Annotated in this window: 27 protein-coding genes, 1 tRNA gene and 1 pseudogene; 16 read left to right on the forward strand and 13 right to left on the reverse strand. The window is 64.4% G+C overall.

Annotated features, from left to right (window positions below):
- Positions 1-349: 349 nt before the first annotated feature.
- Entirely contained in the window at positions 350-1,486 is a 1,137-nt protein-coding gene (locus GRS80_RS17875) for a glutamate--cysteine ligase (protein ID WP_160048728.1), read from the forward strand.
- 23 nt (positions 1,487-1,509) lie between these two features.
- Here the strand turns inward: GRS80_RS17875 and GRS80_RS17880 are convergent, their stop codons facing one another.
- Positions 1,510-2,691, reverse strand: a complete 1,182-nt coding sequence (locus GRS80_RS17880; RefSeq protein ID WP_160048729.1) for a C45 family peptidase — start codon at positions 2,689-2,691, stop codon at positions 1,510-1,512.
- Between the two features lie 83 nt (positions 2,692-2,774).
- On the reverse strand, positions 2,775-6,092 hold the full coding sequence (locus tag GRS80_RS17885) for a thermonuclease family protein (protein ID WP_160048730.1): 3,318 nt from the start codon (positions 6,090-6,092) through the stop codon (positions 2,775-2,777).
- A 247-nt stretch (positions 6,093-6,339) separates the two neighbouring features.
- On the opposite strand from GRS80_RS17885, the gene GRS80_RS17890 reads away from it, so the two are divergent.
- The 5 genes from GRS80_RS17890 (at position 6,340) to GRS80_RS20520 (ending at position 8,135) form a co-directional block, all read left to right on the forward strand.
- Positions 6,340-6,792, forward strand: a complete 453-nt coding sequence (locus GRS80_RS17890) for a DUF5810 domain-containing protein (protein WP_160048731.1) — start codon at positions 6,340-6,342, stop codon at positions 6,790-6,792.
- 48 nt (positions 6,793-6,840) lie between these two features.
- Entirely contained in the window at positions 6,841-7,251 is a 411-nt protein-coding gene (locus tag GRS80_RS17895) for a DUF5809 family protein (RefSeq protein ID WP_160048732.1), read from the forward strand.
- A gap of 142 nt (positions 7,252-7,393) precedes the next feature.
- Positions 7,394-7,570 (forward strand): hypothetical protein, encoded by a 177-nt coding sequence (locus GRS80_RS17900; protein WP_160048733.1) that lies wholly within the window; start codon positions 7,394-7,396, stop codon positions 7,568-7,570.
- On the forward strand, positions 7,567-7,728 hold the full coding sequence (locus GRS80_RS20515) for a hypothetical protein (RefSeq protein WP_200840420.1): 162 nt from the start codon (positions 7,567-7,569) through the stop codon (positions 7,726-7,728). The genes GRS80_RS17900 and GRS80_RS20515 overlap by 4 nt, the downstream gene beginning before the upstream one ends.
- Before the next feature lie 269 nt (positions 7,729-7,997).
- Entirely contained in the window at positions 7,998-8,135 is a 138-nt protein-coding gene (locus GRS80_RS20520) for a hypothetical protein (protein ID WP_200840421.1), read from the forward strand.
- Between the two features lie 83 nt (positions 8,136-8,218).
- On the opposite strand, the gene GRS80_RS17905 is transcribed toward GRS80_RS20520, so the two are convergent.
- Positions 8,219-8,704 carry a PaaI family thioesterase gene (locus tag GRS80_RS17905; RefSeq protein WP_160049072.1) on the reverse strand — a complete coding sequence of 162 codons (486 nt, stop codon included), beginning with the start codon at positions 8,702-8,704 and terminating at the stop codon, positions 8,219-8,221.
- A 370-nt stretch (positions 8,705-9,074) separates the two neighbouring features.
- Between GRS80_RS17905 and GRS80_RS17910 the strand changes: the two genes are divergently transcribed.
- Complete coding sequence (locus tag GRS80_RS17910; protein ID WP_160048734.1) at positions 9,075-10,529, forward strand: serpin family protein; 1,455 nt, start codon at positions 9,075-9,077, stop codon at positions 10,527-10,529.
- A 10-nt stretch (positions 10,530-10,539) separates the two neighbouring features.
- On the opposite strand, the gene GRS80_RS17915 is transcribed toward GRS80_RS17910, so the two are convergent.
- A complete protein-coding gene (locus tag GRS80_RS17915; RefSeq protein WP_160048735.1) occupies positions 10,540-11,469 on the reverse strand; it encodes a hypothetical protein in 930 nt (309 codons plus the stop codon).
- A gap of 69 nt (positions 11,470-11,538) precedes the next feature.
- On the opposite strand from GRS80_RS17915, the gene GRS80_RS17920 reads away from it, so the two are divergent.
- From GRS80_RS17920 to GRS80_RS17930, 3 genes are all read left to right on the forward strand, one after another.
- Entirely contained in the window at positions 11,539-12,330 is a 792-nt protein-coding gene (locus GRS80_RS17920) for a lipoate--protein ligase family protein (protein ID WP_235019780.1), read from the forward strand.
- Between the two features lie 48 nt (positions 12,331-12,378).
- Entirely contained in the window at positions 12,379-12,975 is a 597-nt protein-coding gene (locus GRS80_RS17925; RefSeq protein WP_160048736.1) for a hypothetical protein, read from the forward strand.
- Positions 12,976-13,063: 88 nt separating this feature from the next.
- Positions 13,064-13,711 carry a hypothetical protein gene (locus GRS80_RS17930; RefSeq protein ID WP_160048737.1) on the forward strand — a complete coding sequence of 216 codons (648 nt, stop codon included), beginning with the start codon at positions 13,064-13,066 and terminating at the stop codon, positions 13,709-13,711.
- A 19-nt stretch (positions 13,712-13,730) separates the two neighbouring features.
- Here GRS80_RS17930 and GRS80_RS17935 read toward each other — a convergent pair whose 3' ends face one another.
- The gene (locus tag GRS80_RS17935) at positions 13,731-14,489 is read right to left on the reverse strand and encodes a DUF5806 family protein (protein WP_160048738.1); all 759 of its coding nucleotides are present in this window, start codon (positions 14,487-14,489) and stop codon (positions 13,731-13,733) included.
- 142 nt (positions 14,490-14,631) lie between these two features.
- Between GRS80_RS17935 and GRS80_RS17940 the strand changes: the two genes are divergently transcribed.
- Entirely contained in the window at positions 14,632-15,768 is a 1,137-nt protein-coding gene (locus GRS80_RS17940; protein ID WP_160048739.1) for a thiolase family protein, read from the forward strand.
- A gap of 73 nt (positions 15,769-15,841) precedes the next feature.
- Positions 15,842-16,180, forward strand: a complete 339-nt coding sequence (locus GRS80_RS17945) for a hypothetical protein (protein WP_160048740.1) — start codon at positions 15,842-15,844, stop codon at positions 16,178-16,180.
- A gap of 15 nt (positions 16,181-16,195) precedes the next feature.
- Here the strand turns inward: GRS80_RS17945 and GRS80_RS17950 are convergent, their stop codons facing one another.
- Together GRS80_RS17950 and GRS80_RS17955 are read right to left on the reverse strand one after the other, a co-directional pair.
- Entirely contained in the window at positions 16,196-16,528 is a 333-nt protein-coding gene (locus GRS80_RS17950) for a hypothetical protein (protein ID WP_160048741.1), read from the reverse strand.
- Position 16,529: 1 nt separating this feature from the next.
- Positions 16,530-16,871: a winged helix-turn-helix domain-containing protein gene (locus tag GRS80_RS17955; protein ID WP_343161643.1), complete on the reverse strand. Its 342-nt coding sequence runs from the start codon at positions 16,869-16,871 to the stop codon at positions 16,530-16,532.
- A gap of 105 nt (positions 16,872-16,976) precedes the next feature.
- Between GRS80_RS17955 and GRS80_RS17960 the strand changes: the two genes are divergently transcribed.
- On the forward strand, positions 16,977-19,130 hold the full coding sequence (locus GRS80_RS17960) for a serine hydrolase (protein WP_160048742.1): 2,154 nt from the start codon (positions 16,977-16,979) through the stop codon (positions 19,128-19,130).
- A 62-nt stretch (positions 19,131-19,192) separates the two neighbouring features.
- On the opposite strand, the gene GRS80_RS17965 is transcribed toward GRS80_RS17960, so the two are convergent.
- The gene (locus tag GRS80_RS17965; protein ID WP_160048743.1) at positions 19,193-20,881 is read right to left on the reverse strand and encodes an aldehyde ferredoxin oxidoreductase C-terminal domain-containing protein; all 1,689 of its coding nucleotides are present in this window, start codon (positions 20,879-20,881) and stop codon (positions 19,193-19,195) included.
- A 160-nt stretch (positions 20,882-21,041) separates the two neighbouring features.
- On the opposite strand from GRS80_RS17965, the gene GRS80_RS17970 reads away from it, so the two are divergent.
- Positions 21,042-21,611 (forward strand): DUF2391 domain-containing protein, encoded by a 570-nt coding sequence (locus GRS80_RS17970; RefSeq protein ID WP_160048744.1) that lies wholly within the window; start codon positions 21,042-21,044, stop codon positions 21,609-21,611.
- Between the two features lie 389 nt (positions 21,612-22,000).
- On the opposite strand, the gene GRS80_RS17975 is transcribed toward GRS80_RS17970, so the two are convergent.
- Both GRS80_RS17975 and GRS80_RS17980 read right to left on the reverse strand, forming a co-directional pair.
- Entirely contained in the window at positions 22,001-22,417 is a 417-nt protein-coding gene (locus GRS80_RS17975) for a PIN domain-containing protein (RefSeq protein WP_160048745.1), read from the reverse strand.
- Between the two features lie 9 nt (positions 22,418-22,426).
- Positions 22,427-22,657, reverse strand: coding sequence for a hypothetical protein (locus GRS80_RS17980; protein WP_160048746.1), 231 nt, complete (start codon positions 22,655-22,657; stop codon positions 22,427-22,429).
- Positions 22,658-22,840: 183 nt separating this feature from the next.
- On the opposite strand from GRS80_RS17980, the pseudogene GRS80_RS20880 reads away from it, so the two are divergent.
- A pseudogene (locus tag GRS80_RS20880) lies at positions 22,841-23,188 on the forward strand (hypothetical protein); the annotation flags it as partial.
- 422 nt (positions 23,189-23,610) lie between these two features.
- Here the strand turns inward: GRS80_RS20880 and GRS80_RS17985 are convergent.
- The 3 genes from GRS80_RS17985 to GRS80_RS18000 all read right to left on the reverse strand — a co-directional run bounded on the left by GRS80_RS17985 (position 23,611) and on the right by GRS80_RS18000 (position 25,368).
- Complete coding sequence (locus GRS80_RS17985) at positions 23,611-23,850, reverse strand: hypothetical protein (RefSeq protein ID WP_160048747.1); 240 nt, start codon at positions 23,848-23,850, stop codon at positions 23,611-23,613.
- A gap of 468 nt (positions 23,851-24,318) precedes the next feature.
- On the reverse strand, positions 24,319-24,837 hold the full coding sequence (locus GRS80_RS17995; RefSeq protein ID WP_160049074.1) for a transcriptional regulator: 519 nt from the start codon (positions 24,835-24,837) through the stop codon (positions 24,319-24,321).
- Between the two features lie 423 nt (positions 24,838-25,260).
- Positions 25,261-25,368, reverse strand: a tRNA-Ile gene (locus GRS80_RS18000).
- A gap of 137 nt (positions 25,369-25,505) precedes the next feature.
- On the opposite strand from GRS80_RS18000, the gene GRS80_RS18005 reads away from it, so the two are divergent.
- Complete coding sequence (locus GRS80_RS18005; RefSeq protein ID WP_149079751.1) at positions 25,506-25,817, forward strand: hypothetical protein; 312 nt, start codon at positions 25,506-25,508, stop codon at positions 25,815-25,817.
- Positions 25,818-25,821: the final 4 nt, after the last annotated feature.

The raw sequence follows: 25,821 nt of genomic DNA on the forward strand, positions 1-25,821 counted from the left end.
GGCAAACCGACTCACTCCTCCGTGGACGGGAGCCGCAGCCGTGGTCGTCTCCGACGAACTCCGCTCGAGTGGCGTCGAGAGGACCCGCTCGAGTGACTCCGGAACGTCTCGTTGGACGGATCGGATCTCGGCCGTCTCGAGGGTCGTTCGTCACGTTCTCGCATTTCCCTTCGTACGCAGGCTCAATGGATTCACGCTGGTGTTTCCTACCACGGGCTACCACAGGAGAGGGAGATTGGACGACGGGACGAGTTCTCGACGCGACGTGAACTCGCATCTCGATCGTGCCCGTTTACGCCCCGGCGGTTCTCCGGGGTCGTCGTCCGACCGTCATCCAACAGAGATATCCATGAACACTAGCCTCGAGGTCGAGTACTGGGTCGTCGACGACGAGGGCGACCTGTGCTCGCCCGACACACTGCTCGACGTCGCCGAGTGGATCGATCCCGAGTTCGTCGAGCCGATGATCGAGATCAAAACGAGTCCGTGCGGATCGATGGCCGAACTCCGCGAGGAGTTCACGGAACGGATTCGAACGGTCGTCGACGCCGCATGCGACCAGGAGAAACGTCTCGTGCCACTTTCGACGCCGCTGTACGCGACGCCGTCGGAGATTCCCTATCGGGAGAAGCGAGGAACCGAACTCCAGCGTCAGATCGTGGGACCGACGTTCGACGACGCCCGCGTCTGTGCCGGGACCCACCTCCACTTCGAGCGGTCGAACGTCGCGGATCAACTCAACGCCGTGACGGCGATCGATCCCGCGTTCGCGCTCGTCAACAGTGCCTCACACTACCGCGGCGAGCACCTCCTCGAGTGTGCCCGCCCGTACCTCTACCGCCGGTCGTGTTACGGCCCCTGTCCCGGTCAGGGACAGCTCTGGTCGTACGTCGACAGCGTCACGGAGTGGGAACAACGGCTCGAGGGCGCCTACGAGCGGTTCCGCGAGCGCGCGATCGACCGCGGCGTCGACCCCGAAACGTTCGACGACGAGTTTACGCCCTACGACGCGGTGTGGACGCCGGTCCGGCTCCGGAAGGCGATGCCGACCGTGGAGTGGCGCTCACCCGACGCAGCCCTCCCGAGCCAGGTGCTCCGCCTCGCCGGGGAGGTCCGATCGGTCGTCACGCGAGCGGACGAGCGTGGCACCACCGTCCTCGACGCTGACTCGGCCAGTTCCGTTCTCGAGACTGATTCGTCCGTTCCAGCCGCCGATACCGAACCGACGGGGGGTATCGACGACGAGGTTCCACTGCCCGTCTTCGACACCGTCGAGGAGATCGCCGACACGGCGATCCACGAGGGGCTCGAGTCGGAGCGCGTCCGAAGCTACCTGCGGCGGTTCGGGTTCTCGCCGTCGGCGTACGATCCGTTGGCCGATCGGTTGCCCGACGCGCGACTCTCGAAACGGCGCGCAAAGCGGCTCCGTCTCGAGGCTGCAACGCGACTCGAGGCCGACCTCGACCGACACCGCGTTCGCGTCTGACGGTCGAACTTCGGTCGGTCGAATCAGTGCATCCGCTCGAGCCACCGCGCCCCCGTCCGCAGGTCGGCCGGAATCTCCTCGCCGAACGAACACCGCGCCCGCTCGGTTTCACAGGGGGTGCCCATCGCGAACTCGATCGTCGGCGATCCGCCCTCGAAGATCGCCGTGCTCGCGGTCGTCAGCTGGCCGAACGCGTGTGGCTCGTCCGTCTCGGGATCCGGATGGCGACAGATCGAGTCGTCGCCCGGCCCGTTCTCGTGATCCTGTGCGATCTCCCACAGATCGTCCCGGTCGAGTCGCCCCTTCTCTTCGAGCAACTCGAGCGCTCGCTCCCGCCGGATCGTCGAACTCTCGGTTTCCGTCGAGCGGGAGTTCACGAAGTGATTCGTCCGCGTCACGACCCGCTCGTCGTCGACCGCGATCCGCTCGGCGACGGGATCTATCTCGAGCAGGACGGCGTCGGTGTCGTCGGCGAGAAACAGCGTCTGGCCCATCAGCCGGCGCGTCGGGTACGACTCGAGTAGCGTCCGCGCCTCGGCGACGGTGGCACACTCCTCGAGGACGATCCGGATGACGGTTCCGTTCCGGAGCTGGTGTTCGGGGTCGACGTCGTCGCGCTCGCTGTCGATGTAGGTGTTCGCGGCCACGAGCCCCTGGTCGTTGACGCCCTTGAAGATCGAGATCGTTCCGCAGGTGTCGACTGTCAGGAAGCCGTGGTAGCCGTCGATCGGCGGCTGCTCGACGATCGATTTGGGACGGACGCCCCGTCCTGCGACGTCCCGGTTCTTGCACACGAGCGGCCCGTCGACGGCGTCGAGATCGGCCTTCGGACTCGAGACCAGCGCGTTCGTACACCCCTTCGGGTTCTTCTCCGATCGTCCCGTCCCCTCGGCCAGCTGCTCACAGAGGTCTGCAAACGCAAAGACGTACACCTCGTAGGTGTCGGAATCGACGTCGAATGCGGCGGCCATCGCCTCATAGGCTCGCCGGTGACGATCCGGGAGACTCTCACGACTCCGGCGGGCGTACTCGAGCAACGGCTCGAGGTCGACACCCTGTGTGGATACCTCCGACTCGAGTTCCTCGATTGCCCACTCGACGGCGTCGCGTTCGGTTTCGGCTCGCCGACGCGACTGCTCCGCGAACGTCTCCGCGCCGGCGATTTCGTCGCCGTACGCGCTCGTCTCGATGTCCGTCTCGTCCATACGGGCGTGAAGGGGCCCCGTCGGTTGTATCGCCGGCCTGAACTGTGAGAGTGGCTCCGGCTCGATTGCCGGTTAGCCGACCACTATTTGCCAGGCGGCCCGCCACCGCCGTTGCCAGCGTGCCCTGGTGGTCCACCGCCGTTGCCAGCGTGCCCTGGTGGTCCACCGCCGTTGCCAGCGTGTCCTGGCGGCCCACCGCCGTTGCCAGCGTGTCCTGGTGGCCCACCGCCGTTGCCGGGACCGCTCCCTCGAGGTGCCTTGCCGCTGTTTCCGGGACAGCCGTCACTGGCGGCGGGGGCGTCGCCGCTGTTGCCCGGACAGTCGCCCTGGTGGCCCGGCGCGTCGCCGCTGTTTCCGGGCGCTTCGTCTTCGTCTTCGTCGTGTGCCGATGGATCGTAGGCGTCGAACAGCGGGAACGCCTCGTCGAAGGCCGTCGTCTCGAGTACGGTCGGGTCGTCTGCTAGATTGTGCTCCTCGTCGACGACCGCGTCCGCGTTGAACCGGAGGTCGGTGTTCAGCGCGTCCGCGAGATCGTTCAGGTTCTCCGTGTGGTCGGCCGACGCCTCGGCACTGCCGAGCATGACGATGGCGCCGCCGTCGTTTCGGAACTCCCGAAGCGCGAGGACCTCGTCGAATCCGAGCTCTCGAGCCGGTGCCGTGACCAGGACGGCCCGTGGCGTCTCCGCTTCGGCCGGGAGCGTCTCCGGCAGGTCGTTGATCTGGCGGAGGCGAAGACCCACTCCCTCGAGATAGCGGAGATAGTACTGACAGCGCTCGAGCGAGAGCGAGCCGTCGGCGTTGAACTGTCCCTGTCCGCCGGCGACGAGGACGTCGCCCTCGGTCTCCGAGAGGTGATCGAGGAGATTCGAGAGGAACGGGAAGTTGCCGTAGCCGCTCGTGTCGACGCCGAACTCCTCGCTTTCCTCGTACTCTTCGTGGATCATCAACCCCCCGACGAGTGCGACGCGTTCGTCCTCGTCGACGCCGACCAGCGGAACCTCGTCGTCGTAGGCGACGCCACCGTCTTCGAGTTCCTGGTCGGCGCTCGAGGAGGCGGAGACCGCCACCCGGTCGTCCGAGAGCGGGCTCCCGCCCCAACCGTCGGCACTCCGGATGCTCCGTGCCGACGGAACGAACAGCTCCTCGACTGGGTCGTTGCGGATCGCCTCGAGCGCGTCGAAGTCGGCCGCCGACCAGATGCCACGCCCCTCGGCGAGGGCGTCTTCCTCGAGAGCAGACCACTCGTCGTGGTTCGAGAAACCGGAGGAGTAGACGCGGGCGTAGCCTTCCTCGATCGTCTCGCGGTTGTAGTTTCGCGAGAACGAGTCGGTCGCGAAATCGGCCGCAAACTCGTCGGGATCGTAGTACATATGAGTGAGCAATCGACCGTAGTTGCCCCGAAGCGGCTCGTTCTCGTCGAACGTCATCTTGACGTGACGGCCTTCGATATCGGTGTCGCCGGCCTCTGCGTCCTCGGGTGCCATGAGTTCGAGCGAGAACTCGGTGGCGTTTGCGCCCCACTCGTAGAGGTGTTCGTCCGCGTCGTCGGGGATGCCGAACCACTCTTCGGGCTCGTTCTCCGCGGGCGGCGTCTCGGCGGTGTCGAGCCCGATGTGGCGGACGACGTCGCGGTAGCCGTACTCCGTGTCGAACTCGACCTCGAAGGTGTCGCCGTCGAAGACGCGGACGACCCGTCCGTAGTACTCCTCGCCGCGTTCGAATTCGATGGCGACGCCCTCTCTGTCCGCGAAGTAGTCGAACGCCGGCGAGAACTCCGTCGACAGCGGCTCGTACTCCGGTCCGGCGTTGTAGACCTCGTCTTCGACCTGGCCGCCGTTGAACCGGAATGCGAGATCCAGGTGGTCGGCGATCTCGTTCAAATTCTCCGTTTGGTCGTTCCCGCCGAAATCGGACTGGTCGAACAGGAAGACGCTCCCCCCGTCGTCGACGAACGCCTCGAGCGCCTCGAGTTCGGAGTCCCAGAACTCCCACTCGGGCGTGGTGATCACGAGGCCGTCCGCCTCGTCGAGTCCGACCGAGACGTCTCCCTCGAGGTACTCCTCGGCGAAGTCGGTCGTCGTGAACACGAACTCAGCCCAGCCAGTCGCGTCGTCTTCGACCTGGTCCGCGTTGAACCGAAAGCCCAACTCGAGAGCGTCGGCGATCTCGTTTACGTTGTCGGTCTCGTCGTGGCCGCCGAAGTCCGACTGGTCGTGGAGGAAGACCGCACCGCCGTCGTCGACGAACGCCGCGAGCGCCGTGAGTTCCGCGTCCGAAAACGCCTCCGCGGGGGTGGTGATGACCACCGCGTCGGCGTCCGTGACTCCGTCACCGTCGCTCGAGTCGTCGGTGTCGCCGTCACTGCTCGAGTCGTCGGCGTCGCCGGTCTCGTCATCGTCCGAACTCCCACCGAGAACCGCGAGCAGATCGTCGGTCGGTTCGACGGTGTACCCTGCCGCCTCGGCACCCGAGACGAGGCCTTCGAACTGCGAGGCGTCGTAGTACTGGCCGTGACTCTCGTCCCAGTAGACCGTCTCGCCGTCGATCACGTCGTCCCAGACGTTGAGAACGAACTCCCTGTTCTCGTCCCGGTCGCTCTCGTCCTCGGCGAACGGCGCACCGAAGCCGACGACGTTGCCGTCCCGCGTGATCAGCGGGATTCGCTCGTCGTCGCCGTAGATGTACGCGCCCTCGTCGGTTCCGTCGACGTTCGTCGCCGTCGTCCCGGCCCACGCCAGCACCGAGCGGTCGTCGTCGCCCGCGAGGTCGTCTTCGGTGAGCGCATCGCCGTCGGCTGCGATCTGACTCGCCGTCGAGTAGAACTCGAGGACGGTCCCGTCGGCGTCGAACTCCTCGAGTGCCTGTAGCTCGTAGCCGTGGTCTTCCGCGTAGCGCCGGAAGACGTGGTGACTCTCGAGGTCCCAGTACTGCTGGTGGCTCTCGTCCCACAGGACCGTGCTGTTGGGTCCCATCAGCTCGTCCCAGACGTTGAGAACGAACTGCTCGTTTCCGTGGTGAAAGCCGCCGCGTTCGTCGCTCAGAAAGCCGGCGCTGCCGATCCCCATCACGTTGCCGTCCTGGCTGATCAGCGGAATACGCTCGTCGTCGTAGAAGACGACGTCGTCCTCGTCGGTCCCCTCTTCGTCCGCGATCATCACGGACGCCTCCTCGGAGGCCCAGGCGACGACGTGGTCGTCGTCCGTCAGCGGCCCGTAGTCGGCGCTCACCTGCGACGCCGTCGAGTAAAACGACAGCGCCTCGAGTCCGTCGCTCGCGGTCGATTCACCGGCCGTCGCGCCCGTCGATCCCGACAGCGCGAACGCTCCTGCCGTCGCCCCGAGTAACGAGACGAACGACCGTCGCCCGAGTCGGTTATCACCGATCGTGTCGTGCGTGCCCATGCTGTCTCCTGTTCTTTCCCATCACATAAGTATTGGTGTTAGATAATTCAATAAATCATAACGTTCGTTCTCACGGGAAATTCACTGGATAGAAAAGAAGCAGGCGACTGACGGGGTCGTGTGGACGGTTCGGCCTCGCTCTGGAGGGAGAAGTGTACCATATTTAACACCAGGTTCGGGGGAAGGGACCCGACCGCTCGTCCCGTGGTGCGTGGACGTTTTACCCGTCCGCGGTCACGGGTCCCGTATGGGATACGCCTGTCCGGTCTGTGACGTCGAACAGGCCGACGCCGAACACCTCGCGAACCACCTCGCGGTCACCGCTTCACTCGGCCGTCGGGACCACCTCGAGTGGCTCGAGAAGCACGCGCCCGAGTGGAGCGACTGCTCGCCGACGGAACTCGGCGAGATCGTCGCCGAACACGCCCCGGAGATCGAGACGCCGGCGTTCGAGGGCGCGAGCCACGGCACCGAGCCGGGTCGTCCGCCGGGATTCGAGGCCGGACTCGCAGAACAGAGTCGCCGGTCAGGACGCGGCGAGTTGACGGACGAGGCGGCGGGCGTTCTCGAGGAGGCCCGTGAACTGACCCGCCGAATGGAGGCGGGCGGAGACGCCGACGAAGACGACGGAGACGGGAGCGACGCCGGCGAGTCGGACGACGACGACCAGCCATCCGACGACGCGGACGAACCCGCGTAATCGGATCGAACGAAAACGCGTAACTATCCGACGCCCGACGGTTCGCGTATGCACACGGTCGGGACCTTCGAGTTCGAGTCGTCCGCCGAGGCACGCGAAGCGTACGAATCGGTCGGTCCCGCGGCCCAGACGGTCGTTCGCGAGGTCGCCAAGGCGATGTCGTTCGACCGCGCGGAGTACGACGACCGCGTCACGGGCGACGTCGTCGAAACGGCTCGAGACGCACTGTTCGCGAGCCTTCTGTCGGTCGCCGTCGGCTCCCGCGAAGAGTACGACGAGTGGCGCGACGAGTACGACGGCGAGGTCACCGAGATCGGCAACGAGAACGTCGACAACGTCGTCTGGCACGCGGGACCCGAGGGGGAGGCCGTCGCTGCGACCTTCCAGAACGAGGAGGAAGCGGCGGTCGCGACGCTGCGCCGACAGTCGTTCGGCCGGATCTACCGTGAGCTGGTCTGATTCGGAACGCTGTCGCGGTGGGATCGCAGGGTTGGTCGCGGACCGACCGGCGCTGACGGACACCGTATGAGACGGTCCGCTGTGACTGTCCGACCACCAGCCGTAGTACGAGGGTTTTTATCGACGCCTTCGAAGGTTCCGTATGGACAGGGTCGGTAGGATCGTGACAGGCTGGACGCTCGAGGGGACGAATTCGTGGTGGACGTTCGAGGAGGCGGAGACGAATCGAGTGCTCGAAGGGACGGAGACGAATCGGGACGGGTCCCTCGAAATTCGCGGACCGGCGACCATCGTCAACGAGGGAGGTGAACGCCGATGAACCGTCGTCGACTCAGTTTGATGTACGTCTTCGGGATCGCGCTCAACGGCGCCGCACTGGTCGTCGCGGCAACGGCCGGTTCGACGCTGTACGCCGTCACGTTCGGCCTCGTCATGGTCTATCTCGGTATCCGGTACGTGATGGTCTCTCGAGAGTAGCCGATCCGATTGTTCTCGAAAGTGATCGATTCTTGTCCTCGAGAGGAGTCGAGCCGATTCCGGTTGGCGTCTGCAACTCGACCGCTGTACCCGCCGTCTCAGACGGATTGCTGTCTCTGTGTGCCGCCGCATCCGCGACCCGTTCTCCGGGTGCGGCGGTACTGACGGACAGCAGACCGTCTCGCCGTCGTCGCCCGTGGCCGGTGGCCCTCATAGTAGACGAACCAGTTCAGCCGTACTCGTATGCACCGTCGGATCAGTCCGTGGATATGGACGTGGTTCCCGCACACCTCGAGGTGGCTATCTACCTCTACTTCCTCGTCGTCGCGACGGCCGGATTCCTCCTCTACGCACGGGTCTGGTTCGGCCGACACGATGGCGATTCCGCCGCTTCGAGTACAAACTGATCGTCTGGTGTCCGTCAGATCCGTGGGACGAACTCCGTCCCGGTCGGACACAGGGACAGTACGCCACTCCGTCCACTACGACATTACCGATCGCGAAAGAGCCGATACGCTCCCTGTCCGGTCGCGACCTCGCGCGTCTCGCCGTCGGGCGTCGTACTCTCGACGACGACCTCGCTGACGCCGACGCTCGAGCCGGCTCGAACGACCTCCGCCCGCGCGGTGAGGTCGCCGGTCGCCGGCCGGAGGTAGTTGACGTTCAGGTTGATCGTCGCAACCTCGCCGCCGAACGGGTCCTCGAGTTCAGTTCGAAGCGCGAGGCCGCCGGCGGTGTCGACGAGCGTCGCCGCGACGCCGCCGTTGATGTCCGGCCGCCGGTCCGTCGGGCCGTTCGGGCGCGCATTCGTCAGCTTCTCGTCGTAGGGAATCGAGAGCGTCATCGTTCCGTCGCCGACGCCGTCGACAGTCGTCCCGATCCACGAGAGGAACTCGTGGTGTTCCTCGACGACGTAGCCAACGGCCTCCTCGAGGTCGTCGAACTCCGCCATCGCGGCTTGCAGATCGTCGGTCATGGAACGCCGTCCGACGGGGAGGCCCTTGACGGCACCGCTTCTCTCGTCGTCGGTTGCCGAGCGTTTATTCATCCTGGCCGTCGGCCACGACGATGTGCCCGTCCAAATCGGGCTGAGAGACACCACCCAAGACACGTTCACGAGCGTTCGATAGCACCTGTAGACATCGGCGTCTCCCACGTCGTCCCGGAACGGCTCGTCGGGCTCCGTGGGCTGATCGGCCATACCCGTAATTGGTGCGCTCGGAGTGAAAGTTCACTGCCGGGAACCGCCCCAGCCACATCGCCCGTCGCCCGTTCGGGCGCGTTTCGCTCAAACGTCCCCTTCACCTATCACAAAGCGTTTACTCGTTCCCCACGGCGGGTCGTGTATGACGCCCGATAGGCGGTCCCTGCTCGCGCTCACCGGTGCCCTCCTCGCCGGCGGCGCGGGGTGTACGAGCGACGGCGCTAACGGCGGATCGGACGACACCGACGGAGACGACGACCCCGATCCCGACGGTACCGACACCGGCGACGCCGACGGCGACGATGGCCCGTTCGGCCGGGAGGCTCCCGACTTCCCACGGATCGACCCCGTCACCGACCCCGATATCGAGATCGACGCCCTCGCCCAGCAGGTGCGTGGAAACGTCGCGTTCTCGCTCGAGGCGCTCGCTCAACTTCGAGCGGACGAGCCCGACAACAATCTCTTCTTCTCGCCGTACAGCATCTCCGTCGCGCTGGCGATGACGTACGCCGGCGCACGCGGCGAGACCGCCGAGGAGATGGCCGACGCGCTGCGCTACGACCTCGAGGGCGAAGAGCTCCACGCCGCCTTCGGCGCGCTCGAAGACGAGTTCGAGCGGCGCAACGAGGACGGTGCCGAAGTCGAGACGCCGGAGTGGACGGACGACGGGGAGAATGACGACGACGAAGACGAGGACGACCTCGGCTTCCAGCTCTCGAGTGCCAACGCCGTCTGGGCAGAACAGACCTACCCGTTCGACGACGACTACCTCGACCTGCTCGAGGCCTACTACGGAGCCGGCGAGCACGTCGTCGACTTCAGGGACAGCCCCGAGCAAGCCCGCCAAGAGATAAACGAGTGGGTCGAAAGTCGGACGAACGACCGAATCGAGGATCTCCTTCCGGAGGGATCGATCGACGAGGCGACCCGGCTCGTGCTGACGAACGCGGTCTACTTCCTCGCGGCCTGGGAGTACGAGTTCGACCAGGCAGGGACCGAACCGAAACCCTTCACGAGCCTCGACGGCACCGAGAGCGAGGTCCGGATGATGTCCCAGGTCGAGGAGTTTCGGTACGCCGAGGTCGATGGCCACCAGCTGGTCGAGTTGCCCTACGCCAACGGCGAGACAAGCATGATCGTCGTCTGTCCTGCCGAGGGCGAGTTCGAGGCCTTCGAGGAGTCGTTCTCGGTCGACCGGCTCGCGATCATGCTCGAGGAGACCTGGCGTCCCGAGGTCGACCTCGAGCTTCCGAAATTCGGAATCGAATCGTCGTTCAGCCTCGTCGACGTCATGCAGGAGTTAGGAATGGAGCGAGCGTTCGCCGGCTCCGCTGACTTTACGGGGATGGTCGACGGCGACGACGAACTGCTGGCCATCGACGACATCCTCCACGAGAGTTTCCTCGAGGTCGACGAGGACGGCACCGAGGCGGCCGCCGCCACGGCGGTCGTCGTCGAGGACACTGCGGAGTCCCAGACCGAGCGCGTCGAGATGACCGTCGATCGCCCGTTTCTCTTTTACGTCCGGGATCAGCCGACGGAGACGCCGCTGTTCGTCGGTCGTGTCGTCGACGGCGAGACCCTGGAAGCGGAGTAGCCGAGCCGGCTCACCCGCGACGAACGCCCACCCGAACTCGCTCGCCGACTGCGAGCCCGTGATCGCTCCCGACGAGTTTCGCGCCGAAGCCGCCGTCTCGAGCGCAGAACGTCGAGAGGCCGGTGACGGGGTCGCCGTTTGCCGTCACGACGACGTCGTCCCAGCTGATCGTCCGACCGTCCGCCTCGAGGGTGCCGATTCGTTCGCCGGCGAGCGTGAGCGGCCCCTCGGGCGTCCCGTGATCGGACACACCCCGCGTTCGCCGGTGGTTCGTCTCGAGGAGGCCGCCGCCGTCGTAGTGGGGGAGCCCGCCGTCGAGAACGCCCGCCAACCCGTCGGCGTGGTCGCCGTTCCCACGACCGACTCCGATCCCGACGAACTCCGGTCCCGGATTCGGGTGGGTAGGCGCGTCGAGAACGGCGTACGTCTCGCCGGTCGCGACCACCGTTCCGGTTCCATCCCACGCAAGCGGTCGGATCTCGACGTCCGGCTCGAGCCGGAGCGACCCCGTCGCCCGCCGGAGGTTCTGGTCGGGACGGCGAACGCCGACGTGGAGGTGGTTGTCGACCCAGGGGGCGAAAAAGCCCGCGCGGACGAGTTCGCCGAGCGAGTCGCCCATCTCGACGCGGTCGCCGGCCTCGACCGCCGGCTCGACGTGGAGGATACGCGCGATCAGCCCCTCGAGTTCGGGCGGCTCGTCGCAGTCGACGAGAAGGAGGTGATCGTGCGTGGGTGCGTAGGGTTTCGGCGGCGCGCGGACCGTCCGCGTCTCGCGGACGACGCCGGAGACGGGACTCGGGGCGGCCGTGGTGCGCCCGTCCTCGAGCGTCCCCGGGTAGAGGTCGATCGCACAGCCGCGGTCGTGTGCGGGGTACGGCGAGTTGTACAGCGAGAAACGAGCGTAGCGAGAGAGTACCGAATCGGGGACTCCGACCGTCATTCTGTCGACTCCACTCTCGTGAATCGAGGGGACGGGAGCGTTTAGGGTCGTCGACCCGAATCCGTGCGTATGCGGCTGTATCGCGGACGCCCGTCGACGATCGAAACGGACCGAGCAGCGAGTACTCGTCTCCTCGAGGTAGCCGCCGCTGGCGATCCCGCGGCTCGCGTCTGGGTTCCCCATCGACAGGTCGCCTTCGGCCGTCGAGACGCCGGGACCGACGGCTACTCCCGTGCGCTGGAGGCGGCTCGAGCCCGCGGATTCCCGGCGGTCGAGCGCGCCGTCGGCGGTCGAGCCGTCGCCTACGACGGCGAGACGACGATCGCGTTCGCCCGCGCTGAGCCGGTCGCGGACTTTCGACGGGGGATCGACGATCGCTACGAGCGGACGACCGCGGCCATCGAACGCGCGCTCGGCGACGTCGGCCTCGAGCCCCGCCGAGGCGAACCCGACGGCGCGTTCTGTCCGGGCTCGCACTCGCTGTCGATCGCTGCCCCGTCCGGTGCCGGCGACGGGAACTCGCGATCGGCAAAGGTCGTCGGTATCGCCCAGCGCGTCCGACAGCAGGCCGCGGTCACTGCCGGTATCGTCGTCGTCGACGGAGGGAACGAACTGGTGGGCGTCCTCGAGGACGTCTACGGCGCGCTCGGACTGACGTTCGATCCGGACGCCGTGGGCGCGCTCGCCGACGCCGGCGTCGACGTCGGGCCGGAAACGGTCCGGGCGGCGCTCGAGACCGCGCTCGCCGGCGACGACGAGCCCGAACCGCGCCCGATTGCCGACCTCGTCGACGGCAAACCGGGGAACGCGTCGCGTCCCTCGGAGACCGACGACGGCCCGTCGGTTCCCGAGGATTTGTGAGAGGGTTCGTGGTAACGTTTTCGAGGCTCGACCACGTCAGACTCGAGTATGTCGCCACGATCCGGCCCGGACCACTCCCCCTCGACCGACGACGCACCCACGACCGATCCGTCCTGGACCGAACTGCTCGAGGACGCGGCGTCGATCGCCGACGAGTACCGCGAAGACGGCTGGGACGCCGCCCTCCTCGAGCCGATCGACGTCTCGCCGAGCGAACGGGAGGATCGGTTCGGCTTCGACGTTCTGGTGTCGGACGCCGAGTACGGCCTGCTCGAGACGCTCGTCGAGAACGAGGACGTCACGTTCGCGGACGCCGAGGTGTACTACCGGCCGGCGGCGGGGACGGACCGTCGACTCGCCCTCGCGGTCGAACGCGACGCGACGAGCGAGACCGCGGTCTGCGTACCGCTTACGTACGCCGTCGACGAGGCGCGTCCGGTACTCGAAACGGCGGTGCTCGAGGGAGAGTTACTCGTTCACGTCCGATCCGCGGGTTCGGAGGACTCGGACGACACCGAGGATTCTGACGTCGACACGTCCGCGAAAGACGACGGCGACGATTCCGACCAGTGGGTGACGTTCTCCCACGGCGACCCGTCGCTGTTTCTCGAGGAGTCGGACCTCGAGACCGGGCCGACCGAGTAGACTCGAAGCCGAACCGATCCAGCGCCCGAACTCGACTATTTAATCTCCGTCTCGATGGTTTTATTTTACAGATTTTTCTCCGAACCGTATGAAGCGACGAACGATGCTTACAGCTGTCGGCGGTGGCGTGGTCGCGACGGCGGGCTGTCTGGCCTCGATTCCGGCCGGTGACGACGACAGCGAGCCCGAATACGGAATCGAGATCGAAACCGACGACGCACTCGAGGCGCTCGACATCGGCTTCGGCGTCGAAGTCGAGGAGGGGGCGACGCCGGAGTCGCCGGCGAAGCTGAACATCACGATGTACAATCACGCTGGCGACGGTGCGACGAGCTTCGCTCAGACGGTCGAAGCCGGCCCAGAACCGCCGTTTTCCGGCCGCATCGGCGAGAACGAAAACGGCGATCGACTCGTCCTCGAACCGATCCTCATCGAAGGCGACGACACGAGAGGCGAACACGTCGACGGCAACTGCTGGCGGGCGTCGTCCTGGCTCCTCGAGTCGATACTCGAGTACGCCGAGGGGGAGGGAGGGTCGGTCACGCTCGACGCGAGTGGGGGTCTCTACCTCACCTACTACCTACTCGCCCATCCCGACGCGGATGGCTGTATGCCCGCAGGAACGTACCGGTTCGAATCGGACCAGTACGGCGTGGACGACCACACCTGGGGGTTCGACCTGACGCTTCTCGAGGCGATCACGGCGACAGCCTCGGCGGACGCCGAGTCCGACTGATACGGTTCGCTGTCGTCCGTTACTCCTCGTCCGCTTGCTCCCTGAGTTCCTCGCTGGCCTCGCGGACCTCCCGCATCACGCTCGAGATGCGCTCTTCGGCCTCGAGTTCGTCCTCGACGGAGAGGTCGACGCCTTCGACCTCGAGGAGGAACTTGGCGACCTCGGTCGATTCGTACATCACGTCGTCGAGTTCCTCGGCGGTGAAGAAATCACACATCGCGCCGTAGAGGAAGGTTGCACCGGCCGTCCGGACCTTGTCCTCGAAGGAGGATCGGGCCTGGTTCACTGCCTGGGGCGTGTAGGTGTCGGTCATAAAGGGGACGAGTTCGGGCAGGTTCTCGCCGATCTTGGTCATCTCGACGCCCGTTTCCGTGCGAAAATCGGAACAGAGGCGGGCGATGGCCCACTCGCGGGCGGTGATATAGGTTCGGTCCCGCAGGAACTCGTTGACCCGGTCGTACTGGGCGCCGTCCATCTTCGTGAACCGGGCGTACTTCTGGACGTCTTCGGGAACGTCGGACTCTTCCGACTCGGGGTCCGGAACGTCCGGCATCGGCCCGTCGTCGTTCGAGTCACCGTCGCCGGTCGCGCCCGCCGCGTCGTCGGCTCGTTCGGCGACTCCACCGGCACCGTCGTCGACGTCGTCCGTTTTTTCGCCGACTCCACCGGCCCCCTCCTCGACGTCGTTTTCCGTTGCCCTTCGACTCTCGTCGTCGTCCGCACTCGAGTCGGACGAGGCGGTTCGTTCCGACTCCGGTGCGTCCGGTCCGTGGCTCATGGAGGCCTATTCCGAGACGCGTGGGATAAGGATTGTTCTCGGGTTCGACCGGGGACGCGGCGGTCGCTGTTGAACTGTAAACTGGACTCGAGTTTCGTGAGGTTCTCCCGGATTTAAGTCCGTGAGCGGCGTTCGGTAGGGTATGGCACAGAAACCGGTCGTGGTCGAGGCGGTACGGACGCCACAGGGCAAAGAGGACGGCGCGTTCGCGGACGTGAGGAGCGAAGATCTCTCCGTGCCGTTGATCGACGAGATTCTCGCCGAAACCGGACTCGATGGGGGGGAGATCGACGACCTGATGTGGGGCTGTGCACAGCAACGCGGCGAGCAAGGCAACAACCTCGCCCGCGTTATCGCGTTGCTCTCGGAACTCGGCGAGGGCGTCCCCGCGACGACGATCAACCGCTGGTGTGCGTCCTCGATGCAGGCGTTGATGTCGGCGTCAGACGCCATCGCGGCGGGCAACCGCGACGCCATCGTCGCCGGCGGCGTCGAGAACATGAGCCGCGTGCCGATGGGCGAGAACACGCACAACGTCCATCCCCGGATGGCCGAACTCTACAACATCGGCGAACTCCAGATGGGAATGACCGCGGAGACGGTCTCCGAACGGCACGACGTCAGCCGCGAGGCCCAAGACGAGTACGCCGCACGGAGCCAACAGCGTGCGGTCGAGGCGACCGAGTCAGGCCGCTTCGACGACGAGATCGTCCCGATCGAGACCGAGGACGGCACCGTCTCGGAGGACGAGGGACTCCGACCCGGAACGACCGCCGAGAAACTCGCCGAACTGCCGACCGTCTTCAAATCCGACGGAACCGTCACCCCCGGCAACGCCTCCCAGATCTCCGACGGCGCGGCCGCGTTGCTCGTCACAAGCGAGACCTTCGCCGACGAACACGGCCTCGAGATTCTGGCCGAAGTCGGCTCCAACAACGTCGCTGGCGTCGATCCGCGGGTGATGGGGATCGGTCCCGTTCCCGCCACGAAGGGCTTACTCGAGCGGACCGGCCGCGAGATCGCCGACTACGATCTCGTCGAACTCAACGAGGCCTTCGCGAGCCAGGCGATCTACTCGCGGGACGAACTCGGTATCGATCCAGACGTCTTCAACGTCAACGGCGGCGCGATCGCGATCGGCCATCCGCTCGGTGCCTCCGGCGCGCGTCTGCCGGTGACGCTGATCCACGAACTCGAAAAGCGCGGCGGCGGCCGCGGACTGGCGACGCTCTGTGTTGGCTTCGGCCAGGGGGCGGCGATCGAACTCGAGGTCGAGTAAGCGGTCGGCGACGTCGTTCCAGACCGGTCGGTGATGGGCCGTTAGTTTAGTACGCTCGAGCCCTAGGGCCGGTATGGACGCAATCTTGCTCGCGGTGATCGTGGGCGTTCCGATTGCCTGGCACCTCGGCCTGACGGCGTTTGCCTACTACGACGCCGGCCGCGTCGGGCTCGAGCCGCCGTGGAAGTGGGCGGCGATCACGTTCTGTATCCCTCTGTTCGGGTTTTTCGTCTACATCTTCGAGCGAAGCGAGCTGTCGTACGACCCGGAGACCGATCCGTACAGGGGGCACAACTTCAACATTCACCCCTCGCGTGCCGACGACGCGCCGCTGCGGTCGCGCGGGGACGATCGCAACACGTCGACGAAGACGCCCGAAGACGGGACGAAACAGGTCGATAAGAGACGATGAAAGAGCTGGCGAACGTCACATCCGAAGTGCGTAGACGATAACGAGCAGACCGATCACCTGACTGAGTTCGGAGGCCGCGACGACCCCCTGTTCTACGACCGGCGACGGGCCAATCGCCGCAACGAGCGAGATCGCGACGACGAAGAAGACGAACGGAACGCCGAGGACGAGGACGAACCCGGTCGAGAGATAGAGCATCGGGCGACTCTCGTTTCGCCGGTAGCCCCGGTAGGCGATGTAGGCGATCACGAACCCGAGGATCCCCTTCAGGACGTTGATCCCGAGCATCGCCAGTTCGAACTGATCCGCACGAAACACCTCGTGTACCTGCAGTGGAGTCTCGAGCATCTCACATCCCCTCGATCAGGCGGGTGAATCGATCCGCCATGTTCTCCCGTCGATCGATTCGGAACTCGATGCCGTCGTCGTCGATCTCGACGACGATCCGCGCTAAGTTCGTCGCGTACACCGTGTGGTGGTGGCCGCCCTCGGGATCCGGACGCGTCCGCTCTTCGAGGAGATCACACCGACGGAGATCCTCGAGCCGACGGTACACGGTCGGTTTCGACGCGCCACACCGTTCGCTCAACGTGTTCGCTGACATGGGTTCTCGGTACGTTTCGGTAAGGATGCGCCGTGCCGTCTCGTCTTCGAGCAGGGCGGCGACTTCCTCGAGACGCTCCTCACTCACGATAGCTACGTGCAGGGTGAGTGGATATATAGGCGTGACGACGGTTTCATCCTCTGAAGTCGTGCTCGAGGCGCTTTGACGGTCCCGTCCGATGGAACGAACGAGATGAGACGTTCACCCGCACACCGATCCGATCGGATTCGCGCTGCCGGCCGGTCGATGCTTTCGTCCGTGCTGCTGGCTGTCGTCGTGGTCTCGCTTCTGATCGCAGGCGTTTCGGGTCCGGTACTGGCTTCCGGTCCGGTGCTGGCCGCGGATACTTCCGCCGGGACGCAGGAAACCGACGCGCCGTCCGACGGCGACGCGGTGTTCGACGACGAGGAGGAACTCGAGGCGCTGGTCGACGACCTGATCGCCGAGGAGATGGCCGAACACGACGTTCCCGGCGCGACCGTTGCCGTTGTCGAGGGCGACGAGACGGTCCTCGCGACGGGCTACGGCGAGGCCGACGTCGAGACGGGAGAGCCGGTCCGCGCGAACGAGACGGCGTTTATGATCGGCTCCGTCGGCAAACTCGTCACGTGGACCGCCGTGATGCAGGGCGTCGAGGACGGGACGCTCGACCTCGACGAGGACGTCAACACCTACCTCGAGGATTCGGCGGTCGAGATTCCGGAGACGTACGACGAGCCCGTGACGCTTCGTCACCTCGGCACGCACACCGCCGGCTTCGACACGAAGCTCAACCCGGGAATGGTCGACGATCCGGAGGAGGTGACCAGCCTCGAGACGGCGCTGGTCGAAACCCAGCCCGAACGGGTCAGCCCGCCCGGCGAGGAGCCCCGCTACTCGAACTGGGGAACGATGCTCGCCGGCCACGTCGTCGCCGAGGCCCACGACACCACCTTCGAGGAGCACGTCCAGTCGGAGATCTTCGAGCCACTCGAGATGGACCACAGCACGTTCGCCCAGCCCGTTCCCGACGATCAGCCGGGCGAACTCGCGGCGCCGCATATGCCGACCGCCGACGGCGTCGAGCGCGACGATCGGGTCTACATCAACTGGCGACCCGCCGGCTCGATGAGCGCGACCGCGACCGATATGGCGGCGTTCACGAGCGCCCACCTCGGCGACGGTGCCGCGGGCGACGCCCGGATCCTCGAGCCGGAGACGGCCGCGACGATGCACGACGTCCACCACGAGCGCCACCCCGCGCTCACCGACTGGCGGTACGGCTTCTACGAGTACGGCCCGCCCGAGGACGACCTGATCGCCCACTCCGGCGGCACGCTCCACGAGACCACCAAACTCGTCCTCGCGCCGGAGGAGGACGTCGGCGTCTTCGTGTCGTACAACGTCCGAAACGAGGGGGCTCCCCCGTCGGACGTCGCCGACGAGATCCTGGGGGCGTACGATCTCACGTCCACACCGACGGCACCCGAAGAACCGATCGAGAGCACCGATGACGGCGACGGAACCCCACTCGAGCGCGCGGAGACGGTCGACGGCGAGTACGAACTCTCGATGGTGCCAGACGACGGGCCCGAGCAGGCACTCGGCGTCGTCACCCGGCTGTCGATCGACGCGACCGACGACGGCCGCCTCGAGAGCCACACGCTCGGGTTCGACGAGCAAGAGTGGGTCGAGACCGAGCCGTACGTCTATCAGGAGGTCGACGGCGACGACACCCTCGTCGCCGAGGTCGACGACGGGACGGTCGAGGCGGTCCACCTGAACAGCGCGCCGATGGCGACGTTCGATCCGGTCGCGGCCCACGAGCGGACGACCGTCGTCGGTGGGACCGTCGGCGCGGCACTCGCCGGCTTCGCCCTGTCGATCCTGGGCTGGATCGGCCTCGCGATCTGGCGCGGCTGGGGCCGGTATCGAACGCGAGCGCGCGGCGACGGGAACGAGAGTGTGGGCGCCAAGGCGGACGGAAGCGCAGGCGGCGAGGGGGACGGCACTACCGCGAGAGCGATCCGACGCCGACTCGAGTCGCGGTTCCGCAGTCGCTCGTGGCTCGCTCGAGCCGCCGGAGTCGCGCTCTCTGTCGTCTCGCTCGCGTTCGTCGTGCTGTTCGTGGCGTCATTCGGGACTGCGGGCGAACTCGCGTTCGTCACAATGCCGCTTTCGCTCCGCGTCGCGCTCGCACTCCCGCCGTTCGTCGCGGCGCTCGCGGTCGCGACAACGATCGGAACCGCCCTCGCGTGGGACCACGGCTACTGGAGCAGACGGGGGCGCATCCACCAGACGGCGCTCGCCGTCCTCGGACTCGCGTTCACGTGGCAGCTGTTCCAGCTCGGCCTTCTGGGCCTGTGAACTTGACAGCGGCCAGATATGAAAAGACCGAACTGACGGCCGAAAACCGAGTCGACCGACGATCAGTCGTCGGCCGGAACGCCGCCTCCGTCGACCGCTCCGTCGGGAACCGTCCCGTCGTCGTTCCAGCCGCGTTCCGCGTAGTACTCCTCGAGTCCCTCCTCGAAGCCGGGGATCTGGTCGTCGTAGGGGAGCGCGTCGTCGCTTCGGTCGAAGCCGCGCTGGTTGTTGAAGTGGCGCTCGAGGGCGACGATCTCGCTGCCGATCTCGAGTAGTTCGTCGTAGTCGGCGTCGAGCAGCGTCGCGAGTCGCTCCTCGTCGACGAAGCTCCGCGAGAACTTACAGAGGACGGCGCTGTCTTTGATCACGTTGACGTTCTCGAGCTCGACGATCTTCGGCGGTTTGCCCTCCACACCCTCCTTCTCGAAGGCATCCTCGGCGTCAACCAGCGGGTACTCGTAGGGGTAGAACTCGGCGTACATGTGATCGGCGCCGCGATTCGAGGTGGCGAAGGCGAGCCCCTGTCCGTTCAGGGTACGGCCGTCGTGGGCCGAAAACTCCATTCCCTTCACGGTCCAGTTCTCGACGCCGAGTTCGTCGTGGACCCGGTCGACGCCCTCCGCGAGCGTGTCGCCGATCCCCTCGCGGTAGGCGATCTTCTCGACAGTTTCGTGAATCAACTCGGCGTTGCCGAACTCGTCCTCGCTGGCGAGGTAGGCCGCGACGACGTCGCCCGCGGAGATCGTATCGAGCCCGAGTTCGTCACAGAGCTTGTTCGATTTCATCACGTCGACGATGTCGTCGACACCCGAATTCGAGCCGAAGGCCATCAGCGTCTCGTACTCCGGCCCCTCGGTCTCGAGACCGGTTTCGTCGTCTTTCGTCGGGAGTTTGCAGGCGAACGCACAGGCCGAACAGGTCCCTTTCTTGTACTTTTTCTCCTCGATCCGGTCGCCGTCGATGTCGTCGATATGTTCGAACGAGAGTTCGGAAAAGTACCGCGTCGGCAGGGCCTCGACGCTGTCGGCGTAGGACGCGACCGACGACGTGCCCTGGCGTTTCATGATGTGATCGGACTGGGCGGCCTCGCCGTGGATCTCCATCTGGATCGGCGGAATCTCGACCTCGTTCGTCGAGTCGCCATCGAACGTGATCGCCTTGATCCCCTTCGATCCCAGGACAGCGCCGAGTCCGCCGCGGCCGAACGCTCGTTCTTTCGACGTCATGATCGAAGCGAATCGCACCTCGTTCTCGCCGGCGGGACCGACGACGACGGTGTGTTCGGCACCGAGACCGTGTTCGTCCTCGATGTACTCGCACGTCTCGAAGACGGTCGCCTCCGCCAGGTCGGGGACGGATTCGAACTCGACGCCCTCGTCGGTGACGTGGACGACGAGGAGTTCGTCGCTCGAGCCGGTGACCTCGAGGGCGCTGTAGCCCGTCCCGGTGAAGTTTCGCGAGAGGAACCCACCCGCGTTCGAGGAGAGCAACCCGTCGGTCAGCGGCGACAGCGCGGTCGCCGACATCCGGCCCGTAAAGCTCATCGTCGAGTGCTGGAGCGGCCCCGTCGCGAGGTAGAGCCGGTTCTCCGGTCCGAGCGGGTCGGCGTCGAACGGGATCCGATCGTGGGCGAGTCTGGTTCCCAGCGCCCGGCCGCCGACCGAGCGCTCGAGGAGACCGTCGACCGATTCGGTTTCGACGGAACGTTCGCCGACGTCGATCGTACACAGCGGCCCCTGGACGTGTTTCATATCCGGACGAATGACACCCGTAGGCGCAAAACGATGTCGGTTTCAGACGTTCGATTGTGTGGATTTTCGACCGAACGGCGCTGACGATCGCGCTTGCGATCCAACAGCACACCGGACCCGAGTCCAACAGTATATCGTTCGGGAGCGAGAGCGACCGTGCATGTTCGGGTCAGACGACGGGCCAGGGGATGTGACGATGACCGACCTCTACGATCAACTCGAGACGCTCGAGGAGACGGTCGACGATCCGGCGGAACGGACGGAGGTTCGCCGAACGAAGACGGTGGTCGATCGACTCTCACACAACGGGACGGTCAGCCGGGTCATCACCGAGTTCACCGGCAGGGACAAAGCGGAGGCGTTCGTCGGGAGCGTCGTCATCGGGATGCCGCTGCTGGTCGAGGACGGCGTCATCGAGATCGGCGAGTTCCTCGCGGAGACGCCCGCGTTCTTCGCCGTGAACGTCGGACTCGCCGTCGCGATGGTCGTCGGCATCCTCTACGTCGCGGACTTTCGCGACGTCCGCATCACGGATCCGTATCTCGGCGTGATTCCACGGCGTCCGGTGTGGGTCCTCGCCATCGCGTTCGCGACTGCCGCGGCGATGATGACGCTGTGGGGACGGGTCGACTGGACCGACCTCTGGGTGAGTCTCTGTCAGGTGTCGGTGATCTTCACCGCGATGGCCGTCGGCGGTTCGCTAGGTGACATTCTTCCCGGCGAGCACTGAGACGGATTGCTGTCCCGATCTGTCGGCTCGACCACCGCGACCCGCCGCCAACCCGCTGGCCCCAGGATCAGGATCTCGATGATTGCGACGCGCTACCGACGGAACGCACACATGCGTGTCCCTCCGCGCTGAGCCCCCTGTCCTGTCCGTCGGGGCGCGATTACTCATTTCTCAAATCGGACGTTCCTGAAAACGTGGTCAGTGATAGGGACGCAGGCGAGACGGTACTTGACCGTCATTACGATCAATGATTGGAACGCGAAAGAGTTCGGCAGCGACGGCGAGATCTTCCTGGCAGCGAAGAACACTGACGAAGTAGGCGTGCTGTCTGCTGAACTCTCTTGAACTACCCCTCTCTGCGTTGCGCCCTGAGAAACAAATTTGTCGAGCTAGAGCGTGTCGAATGACTCGATCACGTCACTCGTCGAGTACGTCTCGACCAGATTCTGCTCGTCGAAGTCAGAATCGTCGCTCCAGATGCCCCCATCGCTGGCGATCGCACACGCGAGGTACAGCACGTCGTCGGGGTCGGTGTCTCCGATTGCTGCGTCCGCTGTCTCGATAGCCGGATAGAAGTCGTCGGCAGGAACGACCTCGATGTACTGAAACAGGAGGTCGATAAACTGTGCCACTCGGTCCGGCTCCATTCCGGACTTCTCCACGATCAGGTCTTCGTAGTTCTCGAGTTCGTCGTGGACGAACGCTGGCGTCAAGAGATCCGGCTCGAGTGTAACGATGAGTTCCCGCGTTTTCGAATCAGCGATGAGTGCAGAGATGACGACGTTGGCGTCAATGACCAGCTTCATTCGTCGAATCTACGTCGATTCTTCTTCGACGCGCTCGCGTCCACGTTCGTTGATCGTATCGGCGATTTCCTGAACGTCGCGCTCGGTGAGTTCGCTCTCGCTGGTGAGTTCGTCCATCAGTTCGAGCGTCTCGATTTTCTCCTGGATGGCCTGTCGTGTGACCTCACTCCAGTTGATCTCCGGGTGCCGTTCCATTCGCTCTTTGAGGTCATCATCCACGTTGACGGTGATACTGGGCATACAGGAATCTATGTGAACACAGAATATTGTGTATTTCGGTGTATCCTGTGTTACGTGTGCTCATCGAAGATGTTGCACTCGCGGCGAGACGGTCGCCGAAACCTGGCGCCGAACGTCGTCTTGCCGATACGCTGTCACTCGCCTCCGTCGGACGCCGTGGGGTGTCCGTGACGAGGGTGTCCGATGCTCGAGCATAGCGACGGCCGGCCTGGAAACTGAACGCTCTACCGATAGTACCACCAAAAGCTCCGTCCACATGATGACTGGTACTGTTTCGTCGTCTACCGGCCGCATGATCGATCTGGACTACCGATCCTCGTGACAAGATGGTTCATACGGTTTACTGTAAATCGTTACCGCCGAAACCGCGACCGGTCTGGGGTGTCAGCGGTAAAACGTTACAGCAATCCGTATCACTCGAGCGATCTTCCGCTGCTCCGCTGGTACGCCGGCGGCGATCATCGCGAGACTGAACAGGCAAAAATCTCGACAGACTTGGTTTTCTGGCTTACTTTCTTACAAACCTACTAGTTAGATACGTGGTGTATATTCACCTATGACACTTCTATCGAGATTGGTATCAAAATGGAAGCAAATTATCCAAAGACTCCCGAAGAAATGTACGACGACCTCGCTGCTATTGAGGAAGGGGGCAGCATCTACACCCTTCAACGAACAGAACCGTTCACGATCGAGTATGTCGAACGGATTTTTCGAACAAGCAAAAGCGACGCTGATCAACGGAAGGACAAGACAATCGTCTATCTCTCAACAAAACGCGGAAAGGACTACCGGATGATGATTGATTGCGATAGTGATCGCTGTGCTATGGAACATGTACGTGATGGATCATGGGAGACGTTTTCGCGTGCACTCTCTGGATTTCGATACCGGTCACCAAACCATCCTGAGAACGGTCAAAACTGGAAATACGACGGAGCGTAGTTTCAGCACTAATCAGTATCGACGACCTCGGTGTCGATATCTGCGGTCATTGCTCGAGTCAGGACCGCGCGCTCGAGGACGCGACGGGCCGAGCGAACGAGCGTGCGGACGCCTTCGCAAGCGAACGCAACGGCGTTCGATCGGTTGCAGTCGTAGAACGTCGCGGCTTTCTCGATGGCGTCGTATCGCCACTCGTCGCCCTCGTCGGGTTGGATTCGAATCGATCCAGGCGTCTGGTTTTGGACCATGCTCGCGGACACGAGCCACAGAACCCTTTCCCTTCCTATTGTTGCTCCCACAGTGCTTCGATTCGTTCCTCGATGCGATCGAGGACGAGACGGCTCACGTCTCGATGGTCACCTGGCCACTGCTCGTTTTTCGCGTCATTGCGACTCGCAGCCGGCGACGGATGGAAGTGATCTCTCGAATTGTGCGCGTTTGGATGGCGATCCCATCGACACTTCCACTCCCTATCTTGTCGTTTTTCCTGATAGTGGATGTTGAAATCGTCGTTTCGGTACCACCGGATCTCGAGACGAGCGGACACCTCGCCCGGGTAGTATTCGTCGGACAGGTCGACACGAAGGTGTAGCTTCCCAGTCGTGACGATTTCTGCCGATTGAAACATACGGCTGCCGAGAAATTGGGATCGAAGTCGCTCTAACACCGATCGGTCGATCGGCGCAGGGCTCCGACCGTCGTTCACCGGTCCCATGTCAGCTGTGGGACGGAGCCGTTGAACTGGCGGCCTTTCTCCGAGCGCGTTCGTGATGACGACGCTCCTCAATAGCGGTGGCCCAATCACTGAGTTCGACATACACATCGTCGATCCGCGCCGCGTCGAACTCGAGGACGTCGACCTTGGCCGGTGAATTGACGCCGTATTCGTCTCGATACACCTCAATTCGGTCGGTCAGCTCTGAGACGCGAGCCTGTAACTCGTCGACGGTATTCTCCCGCGCCAACTCGTTGACTCGTCGCCACTCGAAGTAGTCATCGTTGCGCTCGTACCTGACTGGTCGCCCCTCATGCCGAATAACGATGCCGAGGTCCGCGTAGAACGACAAGTGGGTCCGTGCCGACTCCGCTGAGCAGTCTGCTTGTTCGGCGATCTCAGCGGCCGTCATCGGCTCTCGAGCGTGCAACACCGTCCCGTATACGCGCTGCTTCGTGTCCTCATCCTCGAACGGTCTGTCGAATGGGGGTGGGCCCTCGCGGCGTGTGTTGTCTGTCATACTTCCATCGACGGGAGTAGCCCATATATTCCTTCCCCCACTCAAAATATATTCTCTAACTCCTTGCTTATCACGCAAATCTGTGTCTGGCCGTTCCAAGGAACTCACAGGCTAAGAGAGGATTTTACGAAGCCATTGTAGATTGATCATCTCACTTCTCGAGATTCCGGACGACGACAGCGACCCGCGTCTAACAGCTGGATGAACTCCGCACATGATTCGGGGGCCAATCACCACGCAAAATCAGAAAATGAGGGATACAAGCCCTGTACCGTACAGACGCATTGGCTCAGAATCGTGCAGTTACTGGATGGGGCCTGACGGATTCGTAACTACGCCGACGGCTCGCTGTGCTCGCCGTCGTCTAGTTCGAATCGTCAGCGATCCATTCCGCGAGCCTCGCGAATTGCTCGGCTCGCTCCATGGGCCCTGACGGATTCGAACCATCGACCACTCGGTATCCCACACAACCGCACTGGCGTGCGACCACGATATGAGCCGAGCGCTCTTACCAGACTGAGCTAAGGGCCCTCGTCTCGAGAGAACCACGGGCTGAAGTTAACCCTTACTCTCTGTCTCGAGTCCAGAGACGTCAGTACACCTACGCGATCCCCGTCGGTCCTCGTGCGTCAAACAGTATATGGGGCAGGCGACCGAACCAGGGGGTAATGGCGGATCGTCGTCGACTCGAGCGATTCCTGCGGTCGAAGCTTCAGGAGGCAGGCGAGGAGTACGAACAGCTACGCGAGTCGACCGACGAACAGTTATCGGAGGCCCGGGAGGCGTATCAGGTGGCGAAACACGCCCGGAGCCTTCCGTCCGACGAGGAAGGACGGGCGAAGATCGTCTGTCGACGCTACGCCGAGCGGCGTGGGGCGAAACTCGACGAGCAGTACCGGCCTGCCTGTTACGAGGAGGGACATCCGGACTGCGAGGGCTGTGTAGAAGACGTTCGGTCGGGGCGAATCGAGACCTGGTAGTCGG

The sequence above is a fragment of the Natrialba sp. INN-245 genome (assembly GCF_009807105.1).
Lineage (GTDB): Archaea > Halobacteriota > Halobacteria > Halobacteriales > Natrialbaceae > Natrarchaeobius > Natrarchaeobius swarupiae.